We start from the raw sequence: 24710 nt of genomic DNA, 5'->3' as shown, positions 1-24710 counted from the left end.
CTTAGAAATACCCCTCTCTCTTACGACGTTCCATACTACCAGCTGCTTCTTGATCAATCACACGGCTTGTACGTTCAGATGAAACTGCCCCTAATGTCTCTTCGATAATTTCATCTAACGTGTCAGCATCAGACTCTACACCGCCAGTAAGAGGGTAACAACCTAATGTACGAAAGCGAACCTTTTTCATTTTTACTTCTTCATTAGGCTCTAATTTCATGCGGTCGTCATCAACCATGACAATATTACCATCACGTTCAACCACAGGACGTTCTTTGGCAAAGTATAACGGAACAATATCAATATTCTCTTTTCTTATATATTGCCAGATGTCCTTCTCGGTCCAATTAGAAAGTGGAAAGACTCGCATACTTTCACCTTTATTAATTCTAGTATTATAAAGCTTCCACATTTCAGGCTTTTGGTTTTTTGGATCCCATGCATGATTTTTATTACGGAAAGAAAAGACACGTTCTTTCGCACGAGATTTTTCCTCATCACGTCGTCCGCCACCAAACGCAGCATCAAACCCATACTTGTCCAATCCTTGTTTTAAAGCTTGTGTTTTCATTATATCAGTATAAGCTGAGCCATGATCAAAAGGGTTAATTCCCTGTTCAACAGCTTCTTCATTAATTACTTCAATCATTTCAATTCCTAACTCTTTTGCTTTACGATTACGAAACTCTATCATCTCTTTAAACTTCCAAGTCGTATTGACATGCATGAAAGGAAATGGTGGTTTTTCAGGATAAAAAGCTTTCATGGCTAAATGAAGCATTACAGAACTGTCTTTACCTATTGAATAAAGCATCACAGGATTTTCACATTCTGCAGCTACTTCACGAATTATGTATATCGCTTCAGCCTCGAGTTGGTCGAGGTGAGTTAACTCTTGTGTTTTCATCATAATTCCTCCTGTAACTCTATTATTTTTTTAATAATGTATTTATAATAGATATCACTCTATCTTGATCTTCAACACTCATATTCGAACCAGATGGCAAGCACAACCCATTTTCAAATAATTGATCAGATATGCTATTTCCTTCTTCATGAGAATAATAAGTTGAACCCTCAAATAAAGGTTGTAAGTGCATTGGCTTCCAAACCGGACGCGCCTCAATATTTCCTTCAGCTAATGCTTCGATAATTTCTATTGGTGTAACGTTTGTAAGTTTAGAATCTATAGTTAATGCGGTTAACCAACGATTAGATTTAGTTTCCTCAAGTTCAGGTTGAAAATTGAAGGCTGTGATATCCTTAAAAGCATCATAATATCTATTAAATACCGCTCTTTTCTGAGCAACACGTTCATCTAATACCTCAAGTTGGCCCCGACCGATACCAGCGACTATATTACTCATTCGATAGTTAAAGCCAACTTCACTATGTTGATAATGAAGCGCTGGATCTCGAGCTTGAGTGGATAGGAATCTTGCTTTTGAGATTGCTTGTTCATCATTAGATACTAAAGCCCCGCCACCAGAAGTCGTAATAATCTTATTCCCGTTAAATGAGTAAATACCGAACTTACCAAACGTACCGCTCTTTTGACCTTTATATTCGCTACCTAAGGATTCTGCTGCGTCTTCGATGACAGGAACATTATACTCATCACAAATCGCTAGAATTTCATCCATTTTAGCACTTTGTCCATACAGATTAACTACGAGTACAGCTTTAGGCAACTTACCTGCTTGTTCAGCGTCGACAAAAGCACGTTTCAATGCGTCTGGTGACATGTTCCAAGTGTCTGGTTCAGAATCTATGAAAACGGGTGTGCCTTTTTCATATAAGACTGGGTTGACTGTTGCTACAAAAGTTAGAGTAGAGCAAAAAACAGTATCACCTTGCTCCACCCCTAACAATTTTAATGCTAAATGAATAGCTGCCGTACCAGAAGATAAAACAGCTGTATGGCTAATTGAATTATAATTTGATAATTCTTTCTCAAAACCATCGACGTTATTACCTAAAGGAGCGATCCAATTCAGATCGAATGCTTCTTGTATATATTTTTGTTCATTTCCGCTCATGTGAGGGCTTGATAGAAAAACACGTTCCATGTAAATCCTCATTTCATTATAACAATATTAATTATTTTGCTCTCTCTGTTTGGTTACTATTTGGACGTCCGATAGAATGATATTCAATTCCTGGGGTAATTCATAGATTTAAAAACTTCTAAATTTAATCCTTTAATTTCATCCCATTCAGTTAGAATAAGAGTAGCATCACTATTTTTTACCTTCTATAGTGTCTACATATTCAACTTCAGGTATAAGAATTGATTTAGCATTGTCACACTAGCAGAAGGGTTTATCTCAACAACCTGAGCCCTTAATACAGTATTGTATGTTCTAACGTTTGCGATAAATTAATAATGTCGCTTCACTAGTGTTAATTAAGATTGTATTGTTTCTTAAAATAATTTTGATAATCTGCACTTAAGATCTTTTCCCACCATTCAAAATTATCTAAATACCAGTTTATTGTATCAATTATACCAGAATCAAAATTATATTTAGGTATCCACCCTAACTTTTCAAGCTTCGTAGGATCTATAGCATATCTTTTATCATGGCCTAAACGATCATCTACAAATTCTATTAAATTTTCAGATTTGTTTAAATGTTTAATGATTGTTTTAACAACTTCAAGGTTAGTTCGCTCATTATGTCCACCTATATTATAGACCTCCCCCTTAACCCCTTCATGTAAAACTAAATCAATCGCAGAACAATGGTCAATCACATGCAACCAATCACGAACATTTTTACCGTCTCCATATACTGGAACTTTCTGATTGTTTAATACTCTAGATATTGTTAATGGAATTAACTTTTCTGGAAAATGATATGGACCATAGTTATTAGAACAACGAGTAATATTTATTGGTAAGTCATAAGTTTCAAAATAAGAATGGACAATTAAATCTGAAGAAGCTTTACTAGCACTATAAGGGCTACTTGGGTTTATAGGTGTCTCCTCTGTAAAAAAAGTTGTTGGATCAAAATCTAATTCACCATATACTTCATCAGTTGAAACATGAACAAATTTTGTAACATTTATCTTACGCGAAGCATCTAACAGCACTTGTGTACCTAAAACGTTGGTTTTTACAAATACCCCAGGGTCAGTAATAGAACGATCGACATGACTTTCTGCAGCAAAATGGATGACGTAGTCAAACTGCTCTTTTTCGAAAAGTACATTGATAGTGTCTCGATCAGCAATGTCAGCTTTAACAAAACGATAATTTTCTTTGGTTTCAATGTCTATGTGCTTTGTTAAATCACCAGCATATGTTAGTAAATCTAGGTTGTAGATGTCATATTGAGGGTACTTGTTCACCATGTATTGTACAAAGTTACCACCGATAAACCCGGCACCGCCAGTAACAAGAATTTTTTTCTTTCCCATGTTCACACCTCTTCCAACTCGTTTAGATAACGCTTAACTGCATCTTGCCAATTAGGTAAGGAAACAAACCCTTTATCCATTAGTTTTTCTTTTGACATGCGAGAGTTTTTTGGTCTAGTAGCACGCGTGGGAAACTCCTCTGTTGTAATAGGTTTAACAACTGTATTAATATTAGATTGTTTAAAAATCTCCATTGCAAGTTCAGCCCAAGAACAGAAACCTTCATTTGAAGCATGGTAAATTCCATGTTTGTTTGTTTGAATCATGTCTATTAATAATCGTGCCAGATCAAATGTATAAGTTGGTGAACCATATTGATCGTTAACTACACTTAGCTCATTGTGAGTCTCTGATAATTTAAGCATTGTTTTTATAAAGTTGTTTCCGTTTATGCCGAACACCCATGATATACGAACAACAAAATATAGATCCAATAATTCTTTGACTATCTGTTCACCTTCATATTTTGTTAAGCCATAATAACCTGTAGGGTCGGTTGAATCTGTTTCTCTAAGTGGAGTGTTTCCATTACCATCAAAAACGTAATCTGTACTTATATACATTAATTGAGCATTAACCAGCTTAGCAGCCTCAGCCATGTATTTAGTGCCATTCACATTTACATCCCAGCAAATCTCTTTGTTATCTTCGGCTTGATCTACTGCAGTGTAGGCCGCACAATGAATAATTACAGTAGGGTTAACTTTGTATATGTAACTCTTGACGTCATTTTCATTCGTGATATCAAAATCATTACGAGTAACACCTATAACACTTATATTTCTTTTTCGTGCCTCTCTGACGACATCATATCCTAATTGTCCATTATAACCAGTGACCAAGACTTTCATGTTTTGTCCCCCACAGAAAAATTATTTTCCGCATCTTCTAATTTAGGAGCATTTTGATCTTTCTCAGACAAAATAGGGTTAAAATTTATTGGCCACTTAATGCCAATATTAGAGTCATTCCATAATATTCCTCGATCATGTTCAGGAGAATAAACTTCATCTACTTTATATTGAACTTCTACATTTTCCGTTAAAGTTAAGAATGCATGTGCAAAACCTTTAGGTATTAATAACTGTTTTTTATTATCTTCATTTAGTTCAATCCCAAACCACTTACCGTAATTACTGCTATTTTTTCGAATATCAACTGCAACATCAAAAATAGCCCCTTTGGTACATCTTACTAACTTCGTTTGCGCCTTTGGGTTCAATTGGAAATGCAACCCACGCAAAGTTCCTTTATTTGCTGAAAAAGAATGATTATCTTGTATAAAATCAATTTCTATTCCCTCTTTGATTAAATTCACTTTATTGTAGCTTTCGGTAAACCAGCCTCTGTGATCACCAAATACCTTAGGTTCAATTAAATACACACCTTCTAAATCTGTCTCTTTAATATTCATCAATAACCCCCCTTTAATATTTGATTTCACCGTTAGCAACTTTTAATAAATATTGTCCATATCCAGTTTTTTTAAATTTATCTCCACTTTCACGTAATTCTTCTTCAGAGATCCAGCCGTTAATAAATGCAACTTCTTCGGGAGCAGCTATTTTTACACCTTGATGATCTTCTACTGTCTTTACAAAATTAGTAGCTTCAACAAGGCTTTGATGAGTCCCGGTATCCAACCATGTAAATCCGCGCCCAAGTAATTCAACTTCTAAATCTCCATTGTTCAAATAAACTTCGTTTATAGAAGTTATTTCTAACTCACCGCGCTCAGAGGGTTTTACTTTTTTAGCAATATCTACAACTCTATTATCATAGAAATACAAACCAGTTATTGCATAGCTAGATTTCGGTTGAGATGGTTTTTCTTCTACACTAATGACTTTACCTTCAGAATCAAACTCAACTACTCCAAACCTTGTTGGATCTGGTACATGATAGCCAAAAACAGTAGCTCCTGTTTCTTTATTAGCTGCGCGCTTTAAAATTTGTCTCATACCACTACCATAGTAAATATTATCTCCCAAAATCATTGCTACGGAACTATCACCGATAAACTCTTCTCCCAAAATAAAAGCCTGGGCTAAACCATCTGGTGAAGATTGCACCTTATATTCTAAGTTAACTCCAAATTGGTTGCCGTTACCTAATAATTCTTGGTAACGCGGAGTATCTTCTGGAGTAGATATTATTAGAATATCATTTATCCCTGCCAGCATTAAAGTAGATAGTGGATAATAAATCATAGGTTTATCATATACTGGCAATAGTTGTTTACTTGTAACCATAGTCAACGGATACAATCTAGTTCCACTTCCGCCTGCTAATATAATACCTTTCATATGTAAAAATCCTTTCTATTAAATTGTCTTTAAGTAACACCTAGCTTTAGCAAGTTTTTAATAAAATACAGTCCATTACGCTTTTCCTTCTTTGTTAAACCGAATACAAAGAATAAGACAAAATAAATTATAGTAATTATAGTTGTGAGGAAAACAGTATTTAACAGTGTTTGTTGAGAAAAATAACTAAATTTAATTGTAAAAGCTATAACCAACGTGAAACTTATTGAACAAATTAATCCTATAAAATTGATATTATAAGGGTGAATATAAATCTTTTTGTAAACAAATATTAACTGTAATAAGTTGAGTACAGTTATACCAATTGTTACAGATAAAGCAATACCATAAACGCCCCAATAATTTACGGTTAAAACCGACAATGTTATTACTGTGATAATCTGAAAAAAGGTTATATAAAGCATATATTTTTGATTTTTTGTCATTAGAAGTAGGTATCCACTAGATCCAGTAAAAGAATTTATTAATTGTCCAAAAGTCAATATTATTAAAATCCATTTCCATTCTCTATATTCTGGACCAAATAAATTTAAGATAAATTCCGCATTCATTATGACTATTACTGAAATCCAACTCCCCATCGCAAAGGTCCACTTAGTTGTTTTAATATAAAAATTTTTGAGTTGAGGTAACTTACTATCACTATATAGTTTTGATATTGTTGGAGCAAAAACCATGTTTATAGAAGCCAGAATAAATGATACTAGTATTGTTGTTTGTAGTGAAGCTCTAAAGACACCAATACTATCTGCGGTAAGAAAAACACCCATAATTAACACTGGTATGAAATTACTCAATTGATTTAATAATTGAATCAACATAAAATAAGGCGAAACTTTCAAAATACTACTATCAAATGAATAATACTCTATATTTTTCTTTAGAAAAACATCTCTTCGCCAAAATAAAACTACTAAACTAGTAATAAAGAAGCTTAAGACATAACTTATAGATATATTTATCAAGTTGTTAATATCAAATAAAAAAATAATAACAATAAAAATAAACAAAAGAGTAGGTCTAATATAATTCTCAGGAATAATTGCCTTATTAAATTGGAATTCAGCTTGATTCAGAGCTTTAAAATATTTAATTAAAGCGTAAAAAAACACTGCCCATATCATAATAATTAAAATGTCACTATAATAACTTATTTGAACTAAATTATCTACCAAATTTTTTGAAGAAATTAATATAATTATTGTTATAGATGAAACTACTATAACTATTAAAAACATACTAACTATTGTATTTCTAAAAGATTTTTGGCTTTTATTCTTCTTTTCTGAAGTTAAAGATAGTAGTGTATTCTCTGAGCCAGCACTTCCAATTACAACCAAAAATGAAATTAATGATACAAAAAAGGTATAAACTCCAAAATCATTTACTGACAACAATCTAGCTATTATTACTAAAGTTGTATAGCTAATAAATGCACTATACAATTTACCCACCAATGTTAATAATGCTCCATATTTAGTTTTACCAATCTTTTTTTCAATAGTTGCTATTGCTTTTGTTATCATTAAATCAAACACCTACTCAAACGCAGAACTTAGTAATCGGACATCGTTGTAACCATATATTAGGATTGCACTTGGTATTTTATATTTTTACAATGCTACTACAAAATACAGAAGCTTCAAAATAACTTGATTAGCATTTTTTAGCGTTTTTATAAACAAATATTTCTTGTGTTTTATCAATAGATCAATAAATATGCTGAAATTGTTTTATATTATATTTTTAAATACCTAAAAAATATTTTATTTTTTTAAAACTAATGCGAAAAAAGGATATTATCGATCTAAATGGATGGTGCAAGACCTTATTTAATAAAAATATCATTTCTTTATGTTTAATGTTTTTTCTATTTGCCCTTACCACACCTAAGGGTTTTACAATTTTCAATGCTAAACCTATTTCACTTTTGGAAGGTTCTATTTCTAAAAAATCTATAAGTCTATTAATTACAGCAAGACTATCACTATTAATATCTTTAAAATTTATCTTTAATATTCTAATTTCAGGATTTTCCTCTATAAAATTTTGTATTTTTTCAGTATATCTTTCATATAATCTTAGCCCTTTTTTTATAGGCATACCATTTCTTTTCTTCAAAGATTCTGCTACTTCATGTGGATCTCTTTCTACATATATATAATAAGGGTTAGATAAACAATCATGATATTCATTAACAAATAATGAGGTCCTAGGTTCTTTCCAACCCCATAAAGGCTTACTGTTTTTTATATTTATTAGTTTTTGTATAGATTTTCTGTGTTTAAAAAAAGCCGTTTTAATATTATCATCAGAAGGTGGAAAATCCCAAGATTTATTAACATGCTTTAACATTTTATTATTAATATTCAAAAAATCTATATCTTCTCCATGACCATAAGGGTTCCCGGAATTTGCTCCTAACAATTCTTCTCCCATATTAACTCCTATACTTTGAAGAATTAATGCAAGAGTTGATGTACCTGACCTATGCATTCCAAGAACAATTATCTGTTTATTCATAATAAGCAAATTTCCCCTCTTCATATTGTTATAAAAATTTATTAACAGTCTGTTCTTAACTTCTAATAATAGTTTTTATTTTTTATACATATTCTTTAGAATTTCATTATATATTTTATCACAATCTATTAATATCTCATTTTGCTCTAGTACAGATTTTATATGATCTTTTTCGAGTTCTCTTTTTTCACTAGGTAAAGCTAACTTTTCATTATCATTTTCACCTTCGATAATTTTTTTCTTTGTGTTTTCTACTATTCTTTCAATATCGATTTTTGATATATCGATTTGCTTATTTTGACTTAACCTTGGATTGACCCTCTCTATTACCCCCAAAGGTGAATTTATTAATTCAGAAAAATTAATAATCACAAGATTATTTATATTATTTAATACATAAGAATAAAAAGAATAATACTCTAATAAAGCAAAATTCGTATTTGTGTTAGGAAACCTCACTAATCTAGAAGTAATCGCATCTAAAGGCTTTCTAATTATAACAACTAAAGGAATATCATTGACTAATGCCATTTTCATATTTGCAACAGAGTGTGTATGATGTGCTGTGGTTAAATCTTTATTTACTTCTTCTAATAGAGATTGTAAATATGTATTGGCGGATGAGGGGTATGCCTCAATACATAAATCTATACCGGTTTTTGCTAGACTGTAATGACCGTTCATAAAGCGATTTTTAAAATTAGCATAATACTTGTAGATTAATAGATTAGATTTTAAATTTATTCTAAATTGTTGTAACAAATTCATCACTCTTTCTTAATATTATTTGAAACTTAAAGTGTACTATTACGTTTCTACTCAAATTTTTTGAAGACGAATTTAAAAAGTAAAATAACGAAAAAACAATTAAACCAGAAAATTGTACTTGAGAAAGTGTTCTGAGCAAAAAGTAGAATTAAGTTTTTAAAGATAAAACCGTATATGATTACATATGGAATTAATTTATAATGCATTTTAATATAAATATAACTGCTAAATAGGCCTGTAAAGAAACTCACTAAGATTGCGCCAAGTATACCAAAGTCGAGGTAATAGTACCCAAAAAACACAACAGCGTTACCTTCGAAAAACTCGTTGGCTTTTATTAGATTGGATTGTACATCAGACGATAAAAATGGAGAAATTAAAAACTTAAATGTGTTAGTACCGTATGAATAATCAATATTAGTTTCTAAGATTTGTTGTACCACAAAGAAATTCTTCCACACGTAATTAGATATATAAACAGCAATTGGACCAAAGTTATTATCTATATTCACTAAACCAGTATTTAAATAATTCAATTTAAAAGTACTATATAAATCTCTCATATAAAAATTGCCCAAAAACACAACTATAAGGAGAAGCAACATACCGAATATAATAGATTTGTACCTTTTCAAATTAAAAAGAATTATATAGAAAAAAACTATTAATAAAATCCCTACGACAGACCATTTTTTTCCTTCTATAGTGATTAAAATAATAGTGATAACAAATAGTAATGGGTTAGTATATTTTATTTTTTTATTAGAATATAGAAAATAATTTACTAATGAAAGGCTGACTGAAACCCACGATAGGTTTTTTAAGTAACTTAACCCGATTATATTTACATTGCCATTTACTTCATTCACTTTATTACCTGTCAAAATAGGAATTGATCCTATATTTAAGTAATATATAATATAAGATGTAATTACTATTAAATATAATAATATATTAATTTGATAAATTTTATTTGATAAAATAGATAATGAACTTTGTTCTAATTTTTGTAATAAATTATTAATATAATCTTTATTATAATTTATTACTAAGAAAGGTAATAATAACCCTAAGATTATAGATATTGTACTAACCCAATAAACTATTACAAAAGTTGTCGTAAAAAAACCCTCTTTAAAAATGAAAATATTATTGCCCCAGGGATAAAAAGTTACTATACTTACCATAAACCAAAACGTACCAAATATAGTTAACGGATTTAAAACAACACCTAATATCTTTCTGGTTGAAAAGAGATAAGTTAAAGTTAATAATACGAACATAAGAGAAGACAATAGTGAAGATTTAAATGCTATGGTTATTATTACTGTAACTGTTGTTATTGATAGCAAAGAAATAATCCTTATGAAATTATTTAAATTAATTTTCATTTATCAAATCACACCATATTTTTTTTAACTTATAATATTGTTTATTCGTGTTGTATATATTATTAAATGCTTTATTGGCGTTCAAAGAAAATTTCTGATATAGATCTTTATTTACATAGATATTTTCTAATTCATCAAACCATTGATCATCAGTGTCGCTTAATAAGCCCGCTTTTGACTTCTCTATAATTTCAACATTTACTCCAACAGGAGAGGCTATTATTGGTTTACCTAAGGCTAAATATTGTATTAATTTAAAACCACATTTTCCTTTATTAAACTCATTATCATAGAGAGGCATTACTCCTATATCAATTTCAGAAAGTTCTTTTAGATATGTGGATAAATTCCATTTAACAAAAGAAGAATTATTAATTTTATCTAGGTATCCATGGTCATCATCACAAATAAATTTAAAATGTACATTATTGTATTTATCTACAAACCTATTTAGTGGCTCTACTATTATATCCAAATTTTCGATTGTAGTCGGCGCACCAATCCAGCCAATAATAAATGTCTTGTCATTCTTACTATCTTTTTCAATATCACTATATAAATCTTTGTCAACTACTGTAGGAATAATAACAGTATTTTGATTGAACCTTTCGGCATAATTATTCAAATATTCATTACCACTTATAACTTGATTGGATGCAGAAATTAAATACTTTATTTTATCTGTTGGTTTTTGTGTTAAAAATAAAGCATCATCAAACTCATACACTAATTTTGTATTAAATAAGTCCAAATACCATTTAAACCTGACATTAACATTAGGAATAAAGTCTCTATTTATATGAACAATATCGTAAAATGGAGTAAACAAAAAGAAAATAATTAATCTTTTAATAGCAGCAAATAACCAATTAAAAGATAATACAATTTTCCCTAAAAAATTATTTCTATATTTCATCCTAAAATAATGAAACCGTTCAGAATAAAGTTTAGAATACTTGGCTTTTATTTTATCTTTTTTTAAGTATTTTTGATATTGAAAAATTCGATACCTACTAGGAGAAGTTAACTTAGAATCTGTAAAAAAAAGTATTTTCATGTTTTAAGACCCTTTCAGTTACTTGATAATACTTGTTCAATAATCGTAACATTTTTAGTTATCGGATTATTGGATTCCATATTATTATATTTTTCCTTTTTAATAGCTTCCTTCATATTTTTAGAAACATCGTAATTATTAAATGGATCGATAAAACGAACATTATCATAATCTTTTAAAATTTCATGGGTAAATGGTGCATCAGATGCGATTATAAAACTATTAGTAAGTTTAGCTTCTAAAAGTGGCATACCGAAAGTTTCAATATAAGAAGGAAACAGCAAAACACATTTTGAATAATATTCAAAAACCTCATCTCTACTTATCCTTCCTATAAAACTAATAGGCAGACTTTTATCTTTTACTTTCAAATATAAACTTCTAATGTGCTCCGTTTCATTACCATTTAGAGTAAAAATTACATTGAAGTCTTTAATTCCCTCAGCTATTAGCTTTTGGCACGCTCCGACAATAACTCTATGATTTTTATAATATTGAGCACTTGCTGGATAAAAGAAAGTTTTCATTGAGTAAATTTCTTTATTTAATGTTTTAATTTTTTTAATATCTACTTTAGGTGGAATTACTTTTATATTATTCTCTTCAACATTTTTTGCTTTTTTTATTATCGCATCTTTCATCCAATTAGTTTGCACTATAGTTTTATTAGCTTTTTCAATTGAATTAGTAATACTCTTTCCTATTAAATTTTGGTAAACCCAAAACTTTGTTTCATTCATAAACTTAAATTTATAGTTTACAAAAGGTAATGACTGGTGTATATAGACTATTTGCGGAATCCTTTTTATCTTTGGTACAACTAAGTTTTGAAGAGATAATATTTTATCTACATTGTATTTGTTAACTATTTTGGGTGCTATAAATCTATCAAAATAAAATCTATGTAACCAGCTTTTTTTAACCCACGGGTAATTTAATGTTTTAATATTATCACGTTCTTCAAGGTAAGTAGTACTAAGAACAAAATACCATTCAATTTCATCTTGTTCTTTACAACAATCTTTTACTTCTTGATAAAAATCATTTAAAATTGATAAAGCCCCTCCACTTTCCGCAGGAACGTCAAAAACCATTATTCTCAATTACTATTCCTCCAGACAACTCTATTCACATAATCCGTATAAGACAGTATAATCCTCAACACCTTCTCAGATACATTTGGCATGCTATAATCATAAACTAAACGTAATGTGTTTTCTTCTTGTGTATCTAAAACTTCTATACCTTGTAAAATTCTATTCTTTTGCAAACCAACCATCATAACAGAAGCCTCTTCCATTGCTTCTGGTCTTTCATGTGCTTGTCGAATATTAAGAGCTGTGAAGCCTAATATAGATGATTCTTCACTTATAGTTCCACTATCACTCAGGACTGCTCGTGAACAAAGTTGTAATTTATTATAGTCATTAAATCCTAAAGGCTTTAATGTTTTAATTAATGGATGCAATTCTACACCACTCGAATCTATCATTTTACGTGTCCTAGGGTGAGTACTAACGATTACTGGTATACCAAAATGTTGTGCAATAGCATTTAAACTATCAACTAAATTATTAAAGTTTTCCTTAGAGTTAATATTTTCTTCTCTATGTGCAGATACCACAAAGTATTCATTTTCATTAAGTTCAAGTTTATCTAGTACCTTTGATTTTTTTATATCATTTTTTTTCCAATTCAAAACTTCAAACATCGGACTTCCTGTTTTAATAATGCGGTCAGCTGGAAGTCCTTCTCTTAATAAATATTCCCTAGCAATATCACTATAAGTTAGGTTTATGTCAGCAGTATGATCCACTATTTTTCTATTCGTTTCCTCTGGGACTCGTTGGTCAAAGCAACGATTGCCAGCTTCCATATGAAATATTGGTATTTTCTTACGTTTAGCTGCGATTGCAGTTAAACAACTATTCGTATCTCCTAATACTAATAAAGCATCTGGTTGTACCTTATCCAATACTGGATCAATTGCCATAAATATATTACCAATAGTTTCTATAGCTGACCCCTGTGCAGCATCCAGAAAATAATCTGGCTTACGGAGATTAAAATCTTTAAAAAAAACCTCATTTAATTCATAGTCATAATTTTGACCAGTGTGCACTAATGTATGGTCAATTGCATCGGATCCTTCTAATTTATTTATTACAGCTGATAGCCGAATTATTTCTGGCCGAGTACCAACTACAGTCATAACTTTCAATTTTTCCATGTTTGTACCTCCAAATAATAAGTATCGGGGTTTTCTGGATCAAATAGTTCATTAGCCCACATTAATGTAACCATATCGGTATCGCCAAGGTTTTCAATATTATGTGTATAACCAACAGGAATATCAATTACTTCAAGTTTATTACCTGAAACGTGATATTCAATAACTTCACTTGTGTTGTATTTTCTAAATCGTATTACACCTTTTCCAGACACGACTAAAAACTTTTCATTTTTTGTGTGATGCCAATGATTCCCTTTAATAATTCCTGGTTTGCTTACATTCACTGAAACTTGACCTCGATCGGGCGTTTTTAATATTTCAGTGAATGAGCCACGATTGTCCACATTCATTTTTAATGGATAGTTAAAATCATTCTCATCTAAATAGCTTAAATAAGTACTATAAAGCTTCTTAGTAAATTCATCAGACATATTAGGTATCATATAATTCTGTCTACTATTTCTAAAAGACTCTAGTAACTCGACAATTTGACCCAATTTAATAAAATGTATTGTCGGAATTTCACAGAAACTATTATTATCATTTGGATTTCCATTTAGAGCACGGATAAACTCTTGTATAACGTCATCTATATATACTAATTTCATCATAACATCAGGATCATTTACTTGAATTGGCAATTCATTAGCTATATTATGACAAAATGTAGCGACAGCACTATTATAATTAGGCTTACACCATTTACCAAAGACATTTGGTAACCTGTATATATAAGTATTTACATTTTGCTTTTGACCATAATTAAAAACAAGTTCTTCCCCTGCTTTTTTGCTGCGCCCATAAGGATTATCCTTCTCAACTTGAATGGAAGAAGTAATCAATAACGGACTTTTGTTACCATGTTCTTCTAATTTATTTAATAACTCAAGGGTCAAATTATAATTACCTTCCATAAATTCTTCTTCATGTGTTGGCCGATTTACACCTGCTAAATGAAATACAAAATCCGCTTTTTCGCAAAATTCACTCAAGTCATCTAAATCGTTCTCTCTATTAAATAGAAGTAAATTATTATACCCATGACTTTCAAGTTCTGCTATTAAATTTTTAGCAATAAACCCATTAGATCCTGTAATAAGAATATTCATTAATTATGCCAACCTTTCAATGCTTCTTGAACTATATCTAATGTTAAAAGTTTTTGTTTAACCTGTTCAACATTCAAACGGTCAGTATTGTGTGAATTGTATTCCTCTTCAGTAGACAATTTTTGATTACCTTCTAAAAAATATTTGTCATAGTTTAAATCTCTAGTATCAGCAGGCACTCGATAAAAACCACCCAAATCTTCTGCTACGACATGTTCTTCTTTGGTTAACAAAGTTTCATATAGTTTTTCCCCGTGCCTTGTACCTATAACTTTAATTTCATTATTAACATTAAATAATTCTTTCAAGGCTTGAGCTAAGTCACCAATTGTTGATGCTGGTGCTTTTTGTACCATAATGTCTCCAGCTTTAGCATTTTGGTATGCAAAGATAACCAATTCCACAGCTTCCTCTAAAGTCATTAGAAACCTAGTCATATTTGGATCAGTTACAGTAATAGGTTGCCCTTCTTTAATTTGTTGAATAAATAAAGGTATAACCGATCCACGTGATGCCATAACATTCCCATATCGAGTACCACTAATTAACGTTCTGCTCGGATCAACAGTTTTCGACTTAGCTACAAAAACTTTCTCCATCATTGCCTTTGATATACCCATAGCATTTATAGGATAAGCTGCTTTGTCCGTTGAAAGGCAAATAACACGTTTTATACCTGTTTCAATAGCTGCTTGCAAAACATTCTCTGTACCTTGAACGTTAGTTTTGACAGCTTCCATGGGAAAAAATTCACATGAAGGGACTTGTTTAAGTGCTGCTGCATGAAATATATAATCCACTCCATACATTGCATCTTTAACGCTTTGTTTATCGCGGACATCCCCAATATGAAACTTTAATTTTTCATTTCTGTATTGTTTGCGCATATCATCTTGTTTTTTCTCATCACGTGAAAATATACGTATTTCTTTTATATCTGTATCCAGAAAACGTTTCATAACTGCATTACCAAACGATCCTGTTCCACCAGTTATTAATAATGTTTTATCTTTAAACATTTTGTTCTCACACCTTAATAAAGTCCTCTTTTATTTTTCGATAAGTATCACCAACGATATCATTTATTATTGCTCTTTCTCTATCATCTAGTGACTCATACCCTTTACCAATACTTTTGCTAGACACGTTTTCACTAATACCCTGAATAGCACTCTCATTATAGTTAAGGTTTAAGAAATCCAATATACTTTTCAAGTGTTTTTCAGGGTCTTTTACAAAGTTATTATACTCAATAGCAATATACTTTGAAGAAGGGATTTGCTTTAGAGTTTCAGCTGATTTTTCAACAGATTTCTTCCATTGTTTTGCTGAAATTTCGACTGCGTTTAAACTAGATGCATCTTTTTCAAATCCTTTATATTTGGGCCCCCAATAAGATAAACGTTTTTCCTTATTTAATAACTTCTGCACACGATTCAATAAATATTTACTACCATAATAGGGTACATCTGAAAATGGAATGAACCTTGCCTTATCTAAGATGTACTTAATGTCTAGTTCTGCTTTCCACCTTTTATCTGCACTCGCAATGACATCTATGGGATCTCTAAATATAAACACATATTTAGGATCCTTCACGATTGAATCAACAAACTCTACTCTTAATGAATTGGCACACGTTTTTTCAACTACATGTTCTACATTATATTTTTTACGTACCCATTCAAATTGTTTATTAATATAGTCTATATTTTTATCATTAACTTCACTTATTGTGAATTCATCATGTTCTGTTGAACGATTGCTATAGCGCCAAATATAATTAATTTCATCACATGGCCAAGTAGCAATATTATTTAGGTTAGTTAAAAGATCTCTCAACATATTAGTGCCTGAACGTGCCGCACCAATTATAACAATATTCATCTACTACTCTCCTACTTTTCCCATAATATTTTGATATGCTTTATCAGTTGTAAGATTTCTCTCAAAATAATCCCTTGCATTTTCAGAAAGAGTTTCTCTTAACTCAGCAGATTCTTTTAACAACATAAAATTACTATAATATGTATCCAAATCGCCTGTTTCACACCACAAACCACAATTTGCTTCTTCAGTAATTAGGACATTATAATCTGTATTGGAATCCGTTGCAGCTAATACAGGTTTTCCAAGTCTCATCAAATTAAGAGTTTTAGAAGGTATATTTGGTATAGTGTAATTTCTGTTTAAATTAACTAACCCTATATCACTTAATTTTAGTAATTGATCATATTCCTCAGTAGGTACGAAATCGAACATTTCAACATTTTTCAATTGTTTTTTTTGAATAATATTTTCAATTTTTCTTTTGGCTATCCCTTTACCGATGATTAGAAATTTAACATCATTAACATTATTTCTTTGTAGTTTATCTGCTAAATCTATTAAAAATTCCAATTCATTTGCTGGACTAATATTTCCTCCGAAAGTGCATACGAATTTATTAGAAATATTGTATTTTTCTCTAACATATTTCTTTTCAGTTTCATAAAGTTTACTTACTTTATAAATAGTTGACCAATTTTCTAAGATAAAGAATTTATTAGGTCTGATATTTTTATATTGTTTTAAATAGTTAATATTTTGTTGGGACATACACCCTAAGTAATCTGAGATATTATAAATCTTTTTCTCGATATTACGAAAAATTTTATAAACAATACCTTTGCTCATTAACCCAATATCTACTGCATTCTGTGGAAAAATATCTTTAACTACTAATAAATATTTTGCATTCGAAAATTTCTTTTTTAATTTCCTCACTGTATAATAAAGTGTAATTGCAGGTGTCGGATAGATAACTAAGTCAAAATCTATTCCTTTAAAATGCTTATTAATAGCATTATTGAAATAAAATGGAAGCATTAAAGCAGTGAAACCTTTTTTGAATTTATTAACACCAAAGTAATTACCTGCTTTAATCCAAAGTATCTTATGATTACCCTCGTCTTGTACGAATGTGTTATCTCCGTATCTATCTTCTAATAACGCAGCTACATTTACGTTATGTCCTTCTTCTGCAAATTTCCTACTTAAGTCTTTATACATATGTTCCCGTTTTTGGTCATAGGGGTAATTTAACATCAAAAATAAAACATTCATACAATAAGTCAACCTACCTTTTTATTTCCTAATAAAATTTGACTTTGATTCATTTTTTGCTCATATTCAGTCGAATCAATCTTACCTATTCTCAACAAATAATCTCCAAGGTCTTCCGCGGTATCCATACCTTCTGTATTAACATCTTCTTTTTTGAATACTTTTAATAACGTAAGAAAAATAATTTTAATATCCATTGAAAATGAAATTTGACTTATATAATCTAAATCTAAATTCAATTTATTTTCCCATGAGAGATTGTTTCTCCCGTTTATTTGCGCCCAACCTGTAAGACCTGGTTTAACAGAATGTCTTTGTCTTTGATTGTTGGACATAAACACCATGTCACGTACCAATTGTGGCCTAGGTCCAACTATAGACATATCGCCTTTTATAATGTTAAATAACTCTGGTAATTCATCTAATGAAGTTGACCTAAGGAAACGGCCAAATTTGGTTAATCTGATATGATCAGGTAATAGATTACCGTTCTTATCCTTTTCATTTGTCATAGTTCGGAATTTATACATGGTAAAAATCAACTCATTTAACCCTGGACGTTGCTGTTTGAATAATACAGGACTCCCAAGTTTCACCCGCACTAGAACTGTAATGATTAAAATGATTGGGGAAAGAATAATTAATGCCAGTAAAGATAAAATAATATCTATTAATCGTTTAATATATATTTTGTACAAAACTTCTTCCCCTCCAATAAATAAAACCCATTAAGGGTTATAGAAATTCATACTCATCTTGTAACTATTTCTTTATTAAGCAATTCTGTCATAAAGTCTATTAGTTCATCTTTAAGATCTTCACGTTCCATCGACATCTCAATCATAGTCTTTAAAAATCCCATAATTTCTCCAACATCATATCTTCTGCCTTTAAAATCATATGCATAAACAGATTCCTTTTCATTTAACATTTGAATCGCATCAGTTAATTGTATTTCGTTTCCTGCACCAATTTTATGTTGTCCTAAAAAACTCATAATTTCTGGATTAAGAATATATCGGCCCATAATTGCTAAGTTAGAAGGTTGTTGACCTAACTCTGGCTTTTCTACGAAGTTGTTAACGCGGTATAAACGACCGTCTTGATCTAATGGATCAATGATGCCGTATCGGTTAGTCTCTCCATCAGGAACAGTTTGTACGCCAATCACTGATTTTTCTGTTTTCTCATACTCATCAATAAGTTGTTTTAACCCTGGTCTTTCTGCTCGTACAATGTCATCTCCTAGTAAAACGGCAGATGATTCATCACTAATAAACTTTTGCGCACTCCATACCGCATGACCCAACCCTTGTGGTTCCTTTTGTCTGACATAATGAATATCTATGACCGATTCACGAACTTTGTTTAATAAATCATGTTTGCCATTTTTTTATCAACATTTTTCTAATTCGAAGTTTTTATCAAAGTGATTTTCTATCGCTCGCTTACTTTTACCAGTAACAATGATAATATCTTCTATTCCGGATTCAATAGCTTCTTCAACGATTTATTGAATCGTTGGCTTATCTACAATCGGTAACATTTCCTTCGGTTGAGCTTTTGTTGCTGGTAAGAATCGAGTTCCTAGACCAGCGGCGGGAATAATTGCTTTTTTAACTTTTTGCATTAACTCGCACCTTCCTTTGCTAACTCGTCGATATCTTCATGTGCCGGTTGAATCGTCCCAAGTAAACGCTCTTTAAGTTTACTTTCATCGTCTAATAAGGTTTGGATTTGTTCATTTATACCACCCACCGCTTCATGGGTAGCTTTACCGATATAAATTTTCGGGAAGACTTGTTTATCCGAGACTTCATCTTCTCCGAGGAGTTCCTCGTACATTTTTTCACCTGGCCTGATGCCGGTGAATTCAATAGGAATATCGTCTAAGGAATGACCGGATAATCGAATTAAGTTCTTCGCCAGGTCAACGATTTTAACCGGTTCACCCATATCCAGAACAAAGACCTCGCCACCACGTGCCAGGGCTCCTGCCTGCATGACCAATTGACTCGCTTCTGGAATTGTCATGAAATAACGTGTCATTTCCGGGTGTGTGACGGTTACAGGTCCACCGTTTTGGATTTGTTCTTTAAATAGTGGGATGACTGATCCACGACTGCCTAATACGTTCCCAAACCGAACTGCACAAAATTTTGTTTGGCTTTTCGCTGACAAGTTCTGGATCACCATTTCAGCCACACGCTTGGTTGCGCCCATCACGTTCGTAGGGTTAACAGCTTTATCTGTTGAAACTAATACGAATGTGCCGACGTTATGATAGTCTGCTGCTTCAGCGACATTTTTAGTTCCATAGATGTTATTTTTAACCGCTTCCTTTTGATTACCTTCCATCAAAGGTACATGTTTATGCGCTGCGGCATGATAAATTACATCCGGCTTAAATTTCCCTACCATATCAAAGATTCGTTCCCTGTCCTGAACATCTGCTATAATTGGTATAATTTCAAATCGATTCTGATAACGGTTTGATAGATAACGGTGAATTTGATAAATGCTATTTTCACCATGACCTAGCAGGATTAACTTTTCCGGTTCATATGTTGCGATTTGACGACAAATCTCTGAACCTATCGAACCCCCTGCACCTGTGATTAATATCGTTTTTCCTGTTATGTATTCTGATATGCTATTAATATCTAGTTCCACGGGGTCTCGTCCAAGTAAGTCTTCAACTTCAACGTCTCGGAATTGACTCACTTCTACTTTCCCCGTCATAATATCTTCGATTCGAGGAATGATTTGAGTCTTGATACTTGTTTCTGTACATTCACTGACAATATCATTCAGTCTACCAACTTCAAGTGATGGTATAGCTATGAGTATATGTTCTATGTTTTTCTTCTTGGCAACTTTTTGTAGATGTTCCATCCGTCCAGCTATTGGTAGTCCGTGAATTTGTATTTTTTGTTTATTATAATCATCATCTAAGAACGCAACTGGCTTCAGTTCACTTTCTTTACTACTTAGTAACTGACGCGCCACCATAGCTCCACCAGCTCCTGCACCGATAATAAGCGTTCTCTTTTTCCCCTTGGATGATGATAAGAAGTAATCTCTAAACACTCGCCACGCAAATCTCGATCCACCGATTAATAGAATATGTAACATCCACGTTACTGCCATAGCACGAATAAGTACAGTATCATAAGCGGTAAATTGAGCAATTAAAGCCGTGATAATCGATACTGTGACTACATTAAATATACTTAATAGTTCTCCAATACTCGCGTATTCCCAAGATTTATTATAAAGGCCAAAAACGAAAGCTAATAAATGGTGAGAGATGATTAGTACAATTGAGGAGGTAAACATGGTTTCCTGTCGAATAGTAAATGTATCGTAAAGTATGTATGAGCTTAAATAGATGGAACTTAAAACAATCAATGAATCTAATAAAAACAATAATGATAGTCTAGTTTTATAAGCCAATCCAACCAACCTTTCCTTAACCAATATATAGTAAATATGTCCTAAAATAAGATTTTCAGAATCTTACACACCGATAAACTATATGTCAATATAATAACAAATTTTACAAGTTAATTAAATAGCGTTTTATTAATTTAATGGTAATTAGGGAGGGAAATTCATTATTTTTATAGATATGTATGCATTTTACATTTAATCACTATTATTTTACTAGAATTTATTGTAGTATAACAGTAATTATATTTTCTGGAGGTTAAACATGGAAGAGACAATATCACTAAATGAAATATTTTCAGTTCTGAAAAAACGTATCTGGTTAATTATTTCTATTACTCTATTAGCCTTAATTATTAGCTTTCTTGCCACCATGTATATAATAACTCCGCGATATGAAGCGTCTTCCCAATTCATGGTCACTCAAAAAGAAACATTCAGAGACTTGAACTACAATGTAAATGATATTCGCACGAATGTTGAACTTATCAATACATATAATGTTATTATAAAAAGCCCTAGAATATTGGACCAAGTGATTGAGGAATTAAATTTAGATCTATCTGTTGGACAACTTGCAGGCAAGCTGAATGTATCTAATGCTCAGGGGTCACAAGTGGTAAATGTAATGGTGACGGACGTAGATCCTTTTTTAGCAGAAGACATCGCTAACACTACGGTTGAAGTGTTTCAAAATACTATTCCATTATTAATGAATGTTGATAATGTCAGCGTATTATCTGCAGCAGATGTGGGAGCAAACCCATCGCCTATCAGCCCTAACTTAACTCTTAATCTAGCAATTTCTATTGTACTTGGGTTAATGTCTGGTGTTGGATTAGCTTTTGTATTGGAATACTTTGACCAATCGATTAAAAGTGAAGAGGATATTGAGAGAGAGTTAGGATTACCCGTCATGGGTGTAATTCCAACCATTACTGATGGAAACATTAAATCTATTGATTCCAGTAAACAATTCAGCAGAAAGCGTGGTGGGCAACGTGGCGCGTAAAAAAAGGTCTATAACTCCACGTATTCTAGTAGCAAGGGATAATATGAAATCACCTATTTCTGAACAATACCGAACACTTAGAACGAATTTACAATTTGCATCAGTGGATAAGGACTTGCATACAATGTTGGTGACCTCTACTGGGCCTTCTGAAGGTAAAAGTTTAACGACTGGAAACTTAGCAGTTGTATTTGCCCAACAAGGTAAGAGAGTATTATTAATTGATGCAGATTTAAGAAAACCTACGGTACACTATACTTTTCGTTTACCTAACAATTATGGGTTAAGCAATTATTTAGTGGACGACCGCCAGTTGGAAGACACTGTTCAAAACTCTGGAATAAATAATTTAGACATCATGTCTTGCGGTCCAATTCCACCTAACCCTTCTGAGTTATTAGGTTCTAACGCGATGCAACAATTACTAAAGCAGGTTAAGAGTCAGTATGATTTAGTTATTTTTGATACACCACCAGTGCTGGCGGTCACAGACTCACAAGTGCTCTCTAATCTGGTAGATGGTGTGTTGTTAGTAGTTAGAAGTAAAAAAACAGATCGTGAAAGCGCTAAAAAAGCGAAAGAATTACTGGAACAAGCTAGAGCAAATTTACTAGGGGTCGTGTTAAACGACCGTGATGTCGAAAAAACTCACTATTACTATTATTATGGAAGATGACAATTTTCTACAAATTTACATTATTGACAAACTTTAGACCTATGGTAGTATGAGTTTACAAAACCTTATTAGGGAGTGGTTCAATGATTGATATCCACAGTCATATCTTAGCTGGCATCGACGACGGAGCAGCTCATCTGAGCGAAAGCATAGATATGGCCAAGCAAGCCCATAAAGAAGGAATACGACTGATTTATGCCACACCTCATTACTTAGATCGGCGATTCAATTATGACTTAGACACCCTCCAACTAAAACTTAAGGAATTAAATCATCATCTACAGGAAGAAGGCATTGATCTCATTGTTCGGTCCGGACAGGAAATTCGTGCTAGTGGCGATTTGAAAGAGTTGCTCGAGAGTAATCAAGTTCTCTCACTAGGTGAAAAAGGAAAATTTATCTTAATTGAATTCCCTTCTAACCACATACCAGAATACGCCAAACGCCTACTATTTGATTTACAGCTCTCCGGATACCAACCAATTATCGCACACCCAGAACGAAACAAAGAATTTATTGAACACCCAGACTTGTTATACAAACTCGTAAAGAACGGTATATTAACTCAAGTAACAACAGCTAGTATCGCTGGTAAGTTCGGGAAGAAGATTAAGAAATTTAGTCTCGACTTAATTGAAGCAAACCTTGTGCATTTCATCGCCTCAGATGCCCACAATACAAATAATCGAAACTTCTTTTGGAAAGAAGCCTGGAAAGAAATTAGCAATCAATTCGGTCAAGATACTGTATATTATTTAAAAGAGAACGCTGAAATTCTTGCAGAAAATGGACACATCGTTGTTGAACAACCGATGCGAGTTAAAAAGAAAAAAATCCTTGGCCTTTTATAGTCATTAATAACCTCGATAAAGGCAAACTCATTGAAAGATGAGGACGCAAAGCTACGGGTCTAACGCATCACCAAATGCTATGACCGCCGAGCTGCCGAAATTCCCCTCTTTTAGTCAAACCCGAAGGATATCAAGCATTTCACTGACATATCAATCATACATCCACTCTTATTAAGCAACATTATTATTTATCAAACATCCCCATATAAATCAAGCATCTCTCTCAATTTATCAATCATTACAACAATCCAACTAGGAGGAATTTATATTTAAATTTTTATCAGGTAGTTACAAATTAAAAAGGTTCTAAGTCAAATGTTGGGGTGAGCGAACGCTCACTCCTAATTTATGCGACTCGAACTGCTACATTTTTATATTGATGGTGTAATAACACCTTTAATCTAAAACGATCAAACTCTTTAAATCCAAATGCGTTACGTTTAATGACTTTGGTCTGGTTATTTATCCCTTCAACATACCCATTATGTAAGTTGAAAGCGAAGCTGTTCATAATCTCTTTTTGCCAATTTTGAAAGGTCGATATTGACCTTTCAAATTCAATTATTCCTGAAGTTTTAACGAGATCATAATATTGATATAACTTCTCTTTAATTAACTTTAGATGCTTAGACCCAAGAGCCTTTGCTTCTTCGAACCACGCTCGATACTCTTCTTTTAATTGATAAGCTTTTCTCAAATAATCAGATTTACTTAAGTAGTGTTCTAAGTACCACCGTTGCTTCTCAGACAAGTTCTCCTGATGCTTATAAAACACATGTCTC

The 24710-nt window shown here is 31.9% G+C and carries 23 protein-coding genes, 1 pseudogene and 1 riboswitch; of the genes and pseudogenes, 3 read left to right on the top strand and 21 right to left on the bottom strand.

All coding sequences use genetic code 11. The features are described from left to right. Position 1: 1 nt before the first annotated feature. The 20 genes and pseudogenes from cysD to E3U55_RS14015 all read right to left on the bottom strand — a co-directional run bounded on the left by cysD (position 2) and on the right by E3U55_RS14015 (position 21395). A complete protein-coding gene (cysD, locus tag E3U55_RS14110; protein WP_134341131.1) occupies positions 2-907 on the bottom strand; it encodes a sulfate adenylyltransferase subunit CysD in 906 nt (301 codons plus the stop codon). Between the two features lie 22 nt (positions 908-929). Continuing rightward, positions 930-2069, bottom strand: coding sequence for an aminotransferase class I/II-fold pyridoxal phosphate-dependent enzyme (locus tag E3U55_RS14105; RefSeq protein ID WP_134341130.1), 1140 nt, complete (start codon positions 2067-2069; stop codon positions 930-932). 334 nt (positions 2070-2403) lie between these two features. After that, complete coding sequence (rfbB, locus tag E3U55_RS14100; protein WP_134341129.1) at positions 2404-3426, bottom strand: dTDP-glucose 4,6-dehydratase; 1023 nt, start codon at positions 3424-3426, stop codon at positions 2404-2406. A gap of 2 nt (positions 3427-3428) precedes the next feature. Continuing rightward, positions 3429-4277, bottom strand: a complete 849-nt coding sequence (rfbD, locus tag E3U55_RS14095; protein ID WP_134341128.1) for a dTDP-4-dehydrorhamnose reductase — start codon at positions 4275-4277, stop codon at positions 3429-3431. Further along, complete coding sequence (gene rfbC, locus E3U55_RS14090; RefSeq protein WP_134341127.1) at positions 4274-4840, bottom strand: dTDP-4-dehydrorhamnose 3,5-epimerase; 567 nt, start codon at positions 4838-4840, stop codon at positions 4274-4276. Before rfbC ends, rfbD begins: the two co-directional genes overlap by 4 nt. Positions 4841-4853: 13 nt before the next feature. Continuing rightward, a complete protein-coding gene (gene rfbA, locus E3U55_RS14085) occupies positions 4854-5732 on the bottom strand; it encodes a glucose-1-phosphate thymidylyltransferase RfbA (protein ID WP_134341126.1) in 879 nt (292 codons plus the stop codon). Between the two features lie 29 nt (positions 5733-5761). Then, complete coding sequence (locus E3U55_RS14080) at positions 5762-7279, bottom strand: lipopolysaccharide biosynthesis protein (RefSeq protein ID WP_134341125.1); 1518 nt, start codon at positions 7277-7279, stop codon at positions 5762-5764. Between the two features lie 220 nt (positions 7280-7499). Further along, positions 7500-8276: a sulfotransferase family protein gene (locus E3U55_RS14075; RefSeq protein WP_194840931.1), complete on the bottom strand. Its 777-nt coding sequence runs from the start codon at positions 8274-8276 to the stop codon at positions 7500-7502. 75 nt (positions 8277-8351) lie between these two features. Continuing rightward, positions 8352-9038 (bottom strand): hypothetical protein, encoded by a 687-nt coding sequence (locus E3U55_RS14070; RefSeq protein WP_134341123.1) that lies wholly within the window; start codon positions 9036-9038, stop codon positions 8352-8354. A 53-nt stretch (positions 9039-9091) separates the two neighbouring features. Further along, positions 9092-10435: an O-antigen polymerase gene (locus E3U55_RS14065; protein ID WP_134341122.1), complete on the bottom strand. Its 1344-nt coding sequence runs from the start codon at positions 10433-10435 to the stop codon at positions 9092-9094. Further along, positions 10425-11492 (bottom strand): glycosyltransferase, encoded by a 1068-nt coding sequence (locus E3U55_RS14060; protein WP_134341121.1) that lies wholly within the window; start codon positions 11490-11492, stop codon positions 10425-10427. Before E3U55_RS14060 ends, E3U55_RS14065 begins: the two co-directional genes overlap by 11 nt. 14 nt (positions 11493-11506) lie before the next feature. Further along, the gene (locus E3U55_RS14055; RefSeq protein WP_228547582.1) at positions 11507-12586 is read right to left on the bottom strand and encodes a glycosyltransferase; all 1080 of its coding nucleotides are present in this window, start codon (positions 12584-12586) and stop codon (positions 11507-11509) included. Between the two features lie 5 nt (positions 12587-12591). Continuing rightward, the gene (gene wecB / locus E3U55_RS14050) at positions 12592-13722 is read right to left on the bottom strand and encodes a non-hydrolyzing UDP-N-acetylglucosamine 2-epimerase (protein WP_134341119.1); all 1131 of its coding nucleotides are present in this window, start codon (positions 13720-13722) and stop codon (positions 12592-12594) included. Continuing rightward, positions 13710-14834, bottom strand: coding sequence for a capsular polysaccharide biosynthesis protein CapF (locus tag E3U55_RS14045; protein ID WP_134341118.1), 1125 nt, complete (start codon positions 14832-14834; stop codon positions 13710-13712). The genes wecB and E3U55_RS14045 overlap by 13 nt, the downstream gene beginning before the upstream one ends. Then, the gene (locus E3U55_RS14040; protein WP_134341117.1) at positions 14834-15853 is read right to left on the bottom strand and encodes a nucleoside-diphosphate sugar epimerase/dehydratase; all 1020 of its coding nucleotides are present in this window, start codon (positions 15851-15853) and stop codon (positions 14834-14836) included. The genes E3U55_RS14045 and E3U55_RS14040 overlap by 1 nt, the downstream gene beginning before the upstream one ends. A gap of 7 nt (positions 15854-15860) precedes the next feature. Further along, complete coding sequence (locus E3U55_RS14035; protein WP_134341116.1) at positions 15861-16721, bottom strand: sulfotransferase family protein; 861 nt, start codon at positions 16719-16721, stop codon at positions 15861-15863. A gap of 3 nt (positions 16722-16724) precedes the next feature. After that, the gene (locus tag E3U55_RS14030) at positions 16725-17939 is read right to left on the bottom strand and encodes a glycosyltransferase family 4 protein (RefSeq protein ID WP_134341115.1); all 1215 of its coding nucleotides are present in this window, start codon (positions 17937-17939) and stop codon (positions 16725-16727) included. Positions 17940-17947: 8 nt separating this feature from the next. After that, a complete protein-coding gene (locus E3U55_RS14025; RefSeq protein ID WP_134341114.1) occupies positions 17948-18637 on the bottom strand; it encodes a sugar transferase in 690 nt (229 codons plus the stop codon). A gap of 53 nt (positions 18638-18690) precedes the next feature. Next, positions 18691-19569, bottom strand: a pseudogene (gene galU / locus E3U55_RS14020) (UTP--glucose-1-phosphate uridylyltransferase GalU). Further along, complete coding sequence (locus E3U55_RS14015) at positions 19569-21395, bottom strand: polysaccharide biosynthesis protein (protein ID WP_134341113.1); 1827 nt, start codon at positions 21393-21395, stop codon at positions 19569-19571. Before E3U55_RS14015 ends, galU begins: the two are co-directional and overlap by 1 nt. A 259-nt stretch (positions 21396-21654) precedes the next feature. Here E3U55_RS14015 and E3U55_RS14010 point away from each other — a divergent pair, with 259 nt between their 5' ends. From E3U55_RS14010 to E3U55_RS14000, 3 genes are all read left to right on the top strand, one after another. Beyond that, positions 21655-22401 (top strand): YveK family protein, encoded by a 747-nt coding sequence (locus tag E3U55_RS14010; RefSeq protein WP_134341112.1) that lies wholly within the window; start codon positions 21655-21657, stop codon positions 22399-22401. Continuing rightward, positions 22391-23077 (top strand): CpsD/CapB family tyrosine-protein kinase, encoded by a 687-nt coding sequence (locus E3U55_RS14005; protein WP_323740417.1) that lies wholly within the window; start codon positions 22391-22393, stop codon positions 23075-23077. Before E3U55_RS14010 ends, E3U55_RS14005 begins: the two co-directional genes overlap by 11 nt. 83 nt (positions 23078-23160) lie before the next feature. Further along, positions 23161-23928, top strand: coding sequence for a tyrosine-protein phosphatase (locus tag E3U55_RS14000; protein ID WP_134341110.1), 768 nt, complete (start codon positions 23161-23163; stop codon positions 23926-23928). A 10-nt stretch (positions 23929-23938) separates the two neighbouring features. After that, positions 23939-24027: riboswitch (cyclic di-GMP riboswitch) on the top strand. Between the two features lie 247 nt (positions 24028-24274). On the opposite strand, the gene E3U55_RS13995 is transcribed toward E3U55_RS14000, so the two are convergent. Next, positions 24275-24710 (bottom strand): transposase (locus E3U55_RS13995; protein WP_194840930.1); only part of this gene is annotated, 436 nt, incomplete at its 5' end.

Origin of the sequence: Filobacillus milosensis (assembly GCF_004402015.1) — a bacterium.
In the GTDB taxonomy this organism is placed as follows: domain Bacteria; phylum Bacillota; class Bacilli; order Bacillales; family Alkalibacillaceae; genus Filobacillus; species Filobacillus milosensis.
Note: the sequence above shows the minus strand (reverse complement) of the source record. Positions and strands in the feature narration are given on the sequence as shown.

Bases quoted from the DNA above. Each gene is read 5' to 3' on its own strand.
- E3U55_RS14040 (WP_134341117.1), bottom strand. From the start codon at position 15,853: ATGTTTAAAGATAAAACATTATTAATAACTGGTGGAACAGGATCGTTT.
- E3U55_RS14065 (WP_134341122.1), bottom strand. From the start codon at position 10,435: ATGAAAATTAATTTAAATAATTTCATAAGGATTATTTCTTTGCTATCA.
- E3U55_RS14045 (WP_134341118.1), bottom strand. From the start codon at position 14,834: ATGAATATTCTTATTACAGGATCTAATGGGTTTATTGCTAAAAATTTA.
- wecB (WP_134341119.1), bottom strand. From the start codon at position 13,722: ATGGAAAAATTGAAAGTTATGACTGTAGTTGGTACTCGGCCAGAAATA.
- E3U55_RS14000 (WP_134341110.1), top strand. From the start codon at position 23,161: ATGATTGATATCCACAGTCATATCTTAGCTGGCATCGACGACGGAGCA.
- rfbA (WP_134341126.1), bottom strand. From the start codon at position 5,732: ATGAAAGGTATTATATTAGCAGGCGGAAGTGGAACTAGATTGTATCCG.
- rfbD (WP_134341128.1), bottom strand. From the start codon at position 4,277: ATGAAAGTCTTGGTCACTGGTTATAATGGACAATTAGGATATGATGTC.
- rfbB (WP_134341129.1), bottom strand. From the start codon at position 3,426: ATGGGAAAGAAAAAAATTCTTGTTACTGGCGGTGCCGGGTTTATCGGT.
- E3U55_RS14035 (WP_134341116.1), bottom strand. From the start codon at position 16,721: ATGAATATTGTTATAATTGGTGCGGCACGTTCAGGCACTAATATGTTG.
- E3U55_RS14080 (WP_134341125.1), bottom strand. From the start codon at position 7,279: ATGATAACAAAAGCAATAGCAACTATTGAAAAAAAGATTGGTAAAACT.
- E3U55_RS14030 (WP_134341115.1), bottom strand. From the start codon at position 17,939: ATGAATGTTTTATTTTTGATGTTAAATTACCCCTATGACCAAAAACGG.
- E3U55_RS14075 (WP_194840931.1), bottom strand. From the start codon at position 8,276: ATGAATAAACAGATAATTGTTCTTGGAATGCATAGGTCAGGTACATCA.
- E3U55_RS14010 (WP_134341112.1), top strand. From the start codon at position 21,655: ATGGAAGAGACAATATCACTAAATGAAATATTTTCAGTTCTGAAAAAA.
- E3U55_RS14105 (WP_134341130.1), bottom strand. From the start codon at position 2,069: ATGGAACGTGTTTTTCTATCAAGCCCTCACATGAGCGGAAATGAACAA.
- cysD (WP_134341131.1), bottom strand. From the start codon at position 907: ATGAAAACACAAGAGTTAACTCACCTCGACCAACTCGAGGCTGAAGCG.
- rfbC (WP_134341127.1), bottom strand. From the start codon at position 4,840: ATGAATATTAAAGAGACAGATTTAGAAGGTGTGTATTTAATTGAACCT.
- E3U55_RS14055 (WP_228547582.1), bottom strand. From the start codon at position 12,586: ATGGTTTTTGACGTTCCTGCGGAAAGTGGAGGGGCTTTATCAATTTTA.
- E3U55_RS14060 (WP_134341121.1), bottom strand. From the start codon at position 11,492: ATGAAAATACTTTTTTTTACAGATTCTAAGTTAACTTCTCCTAGTAGG.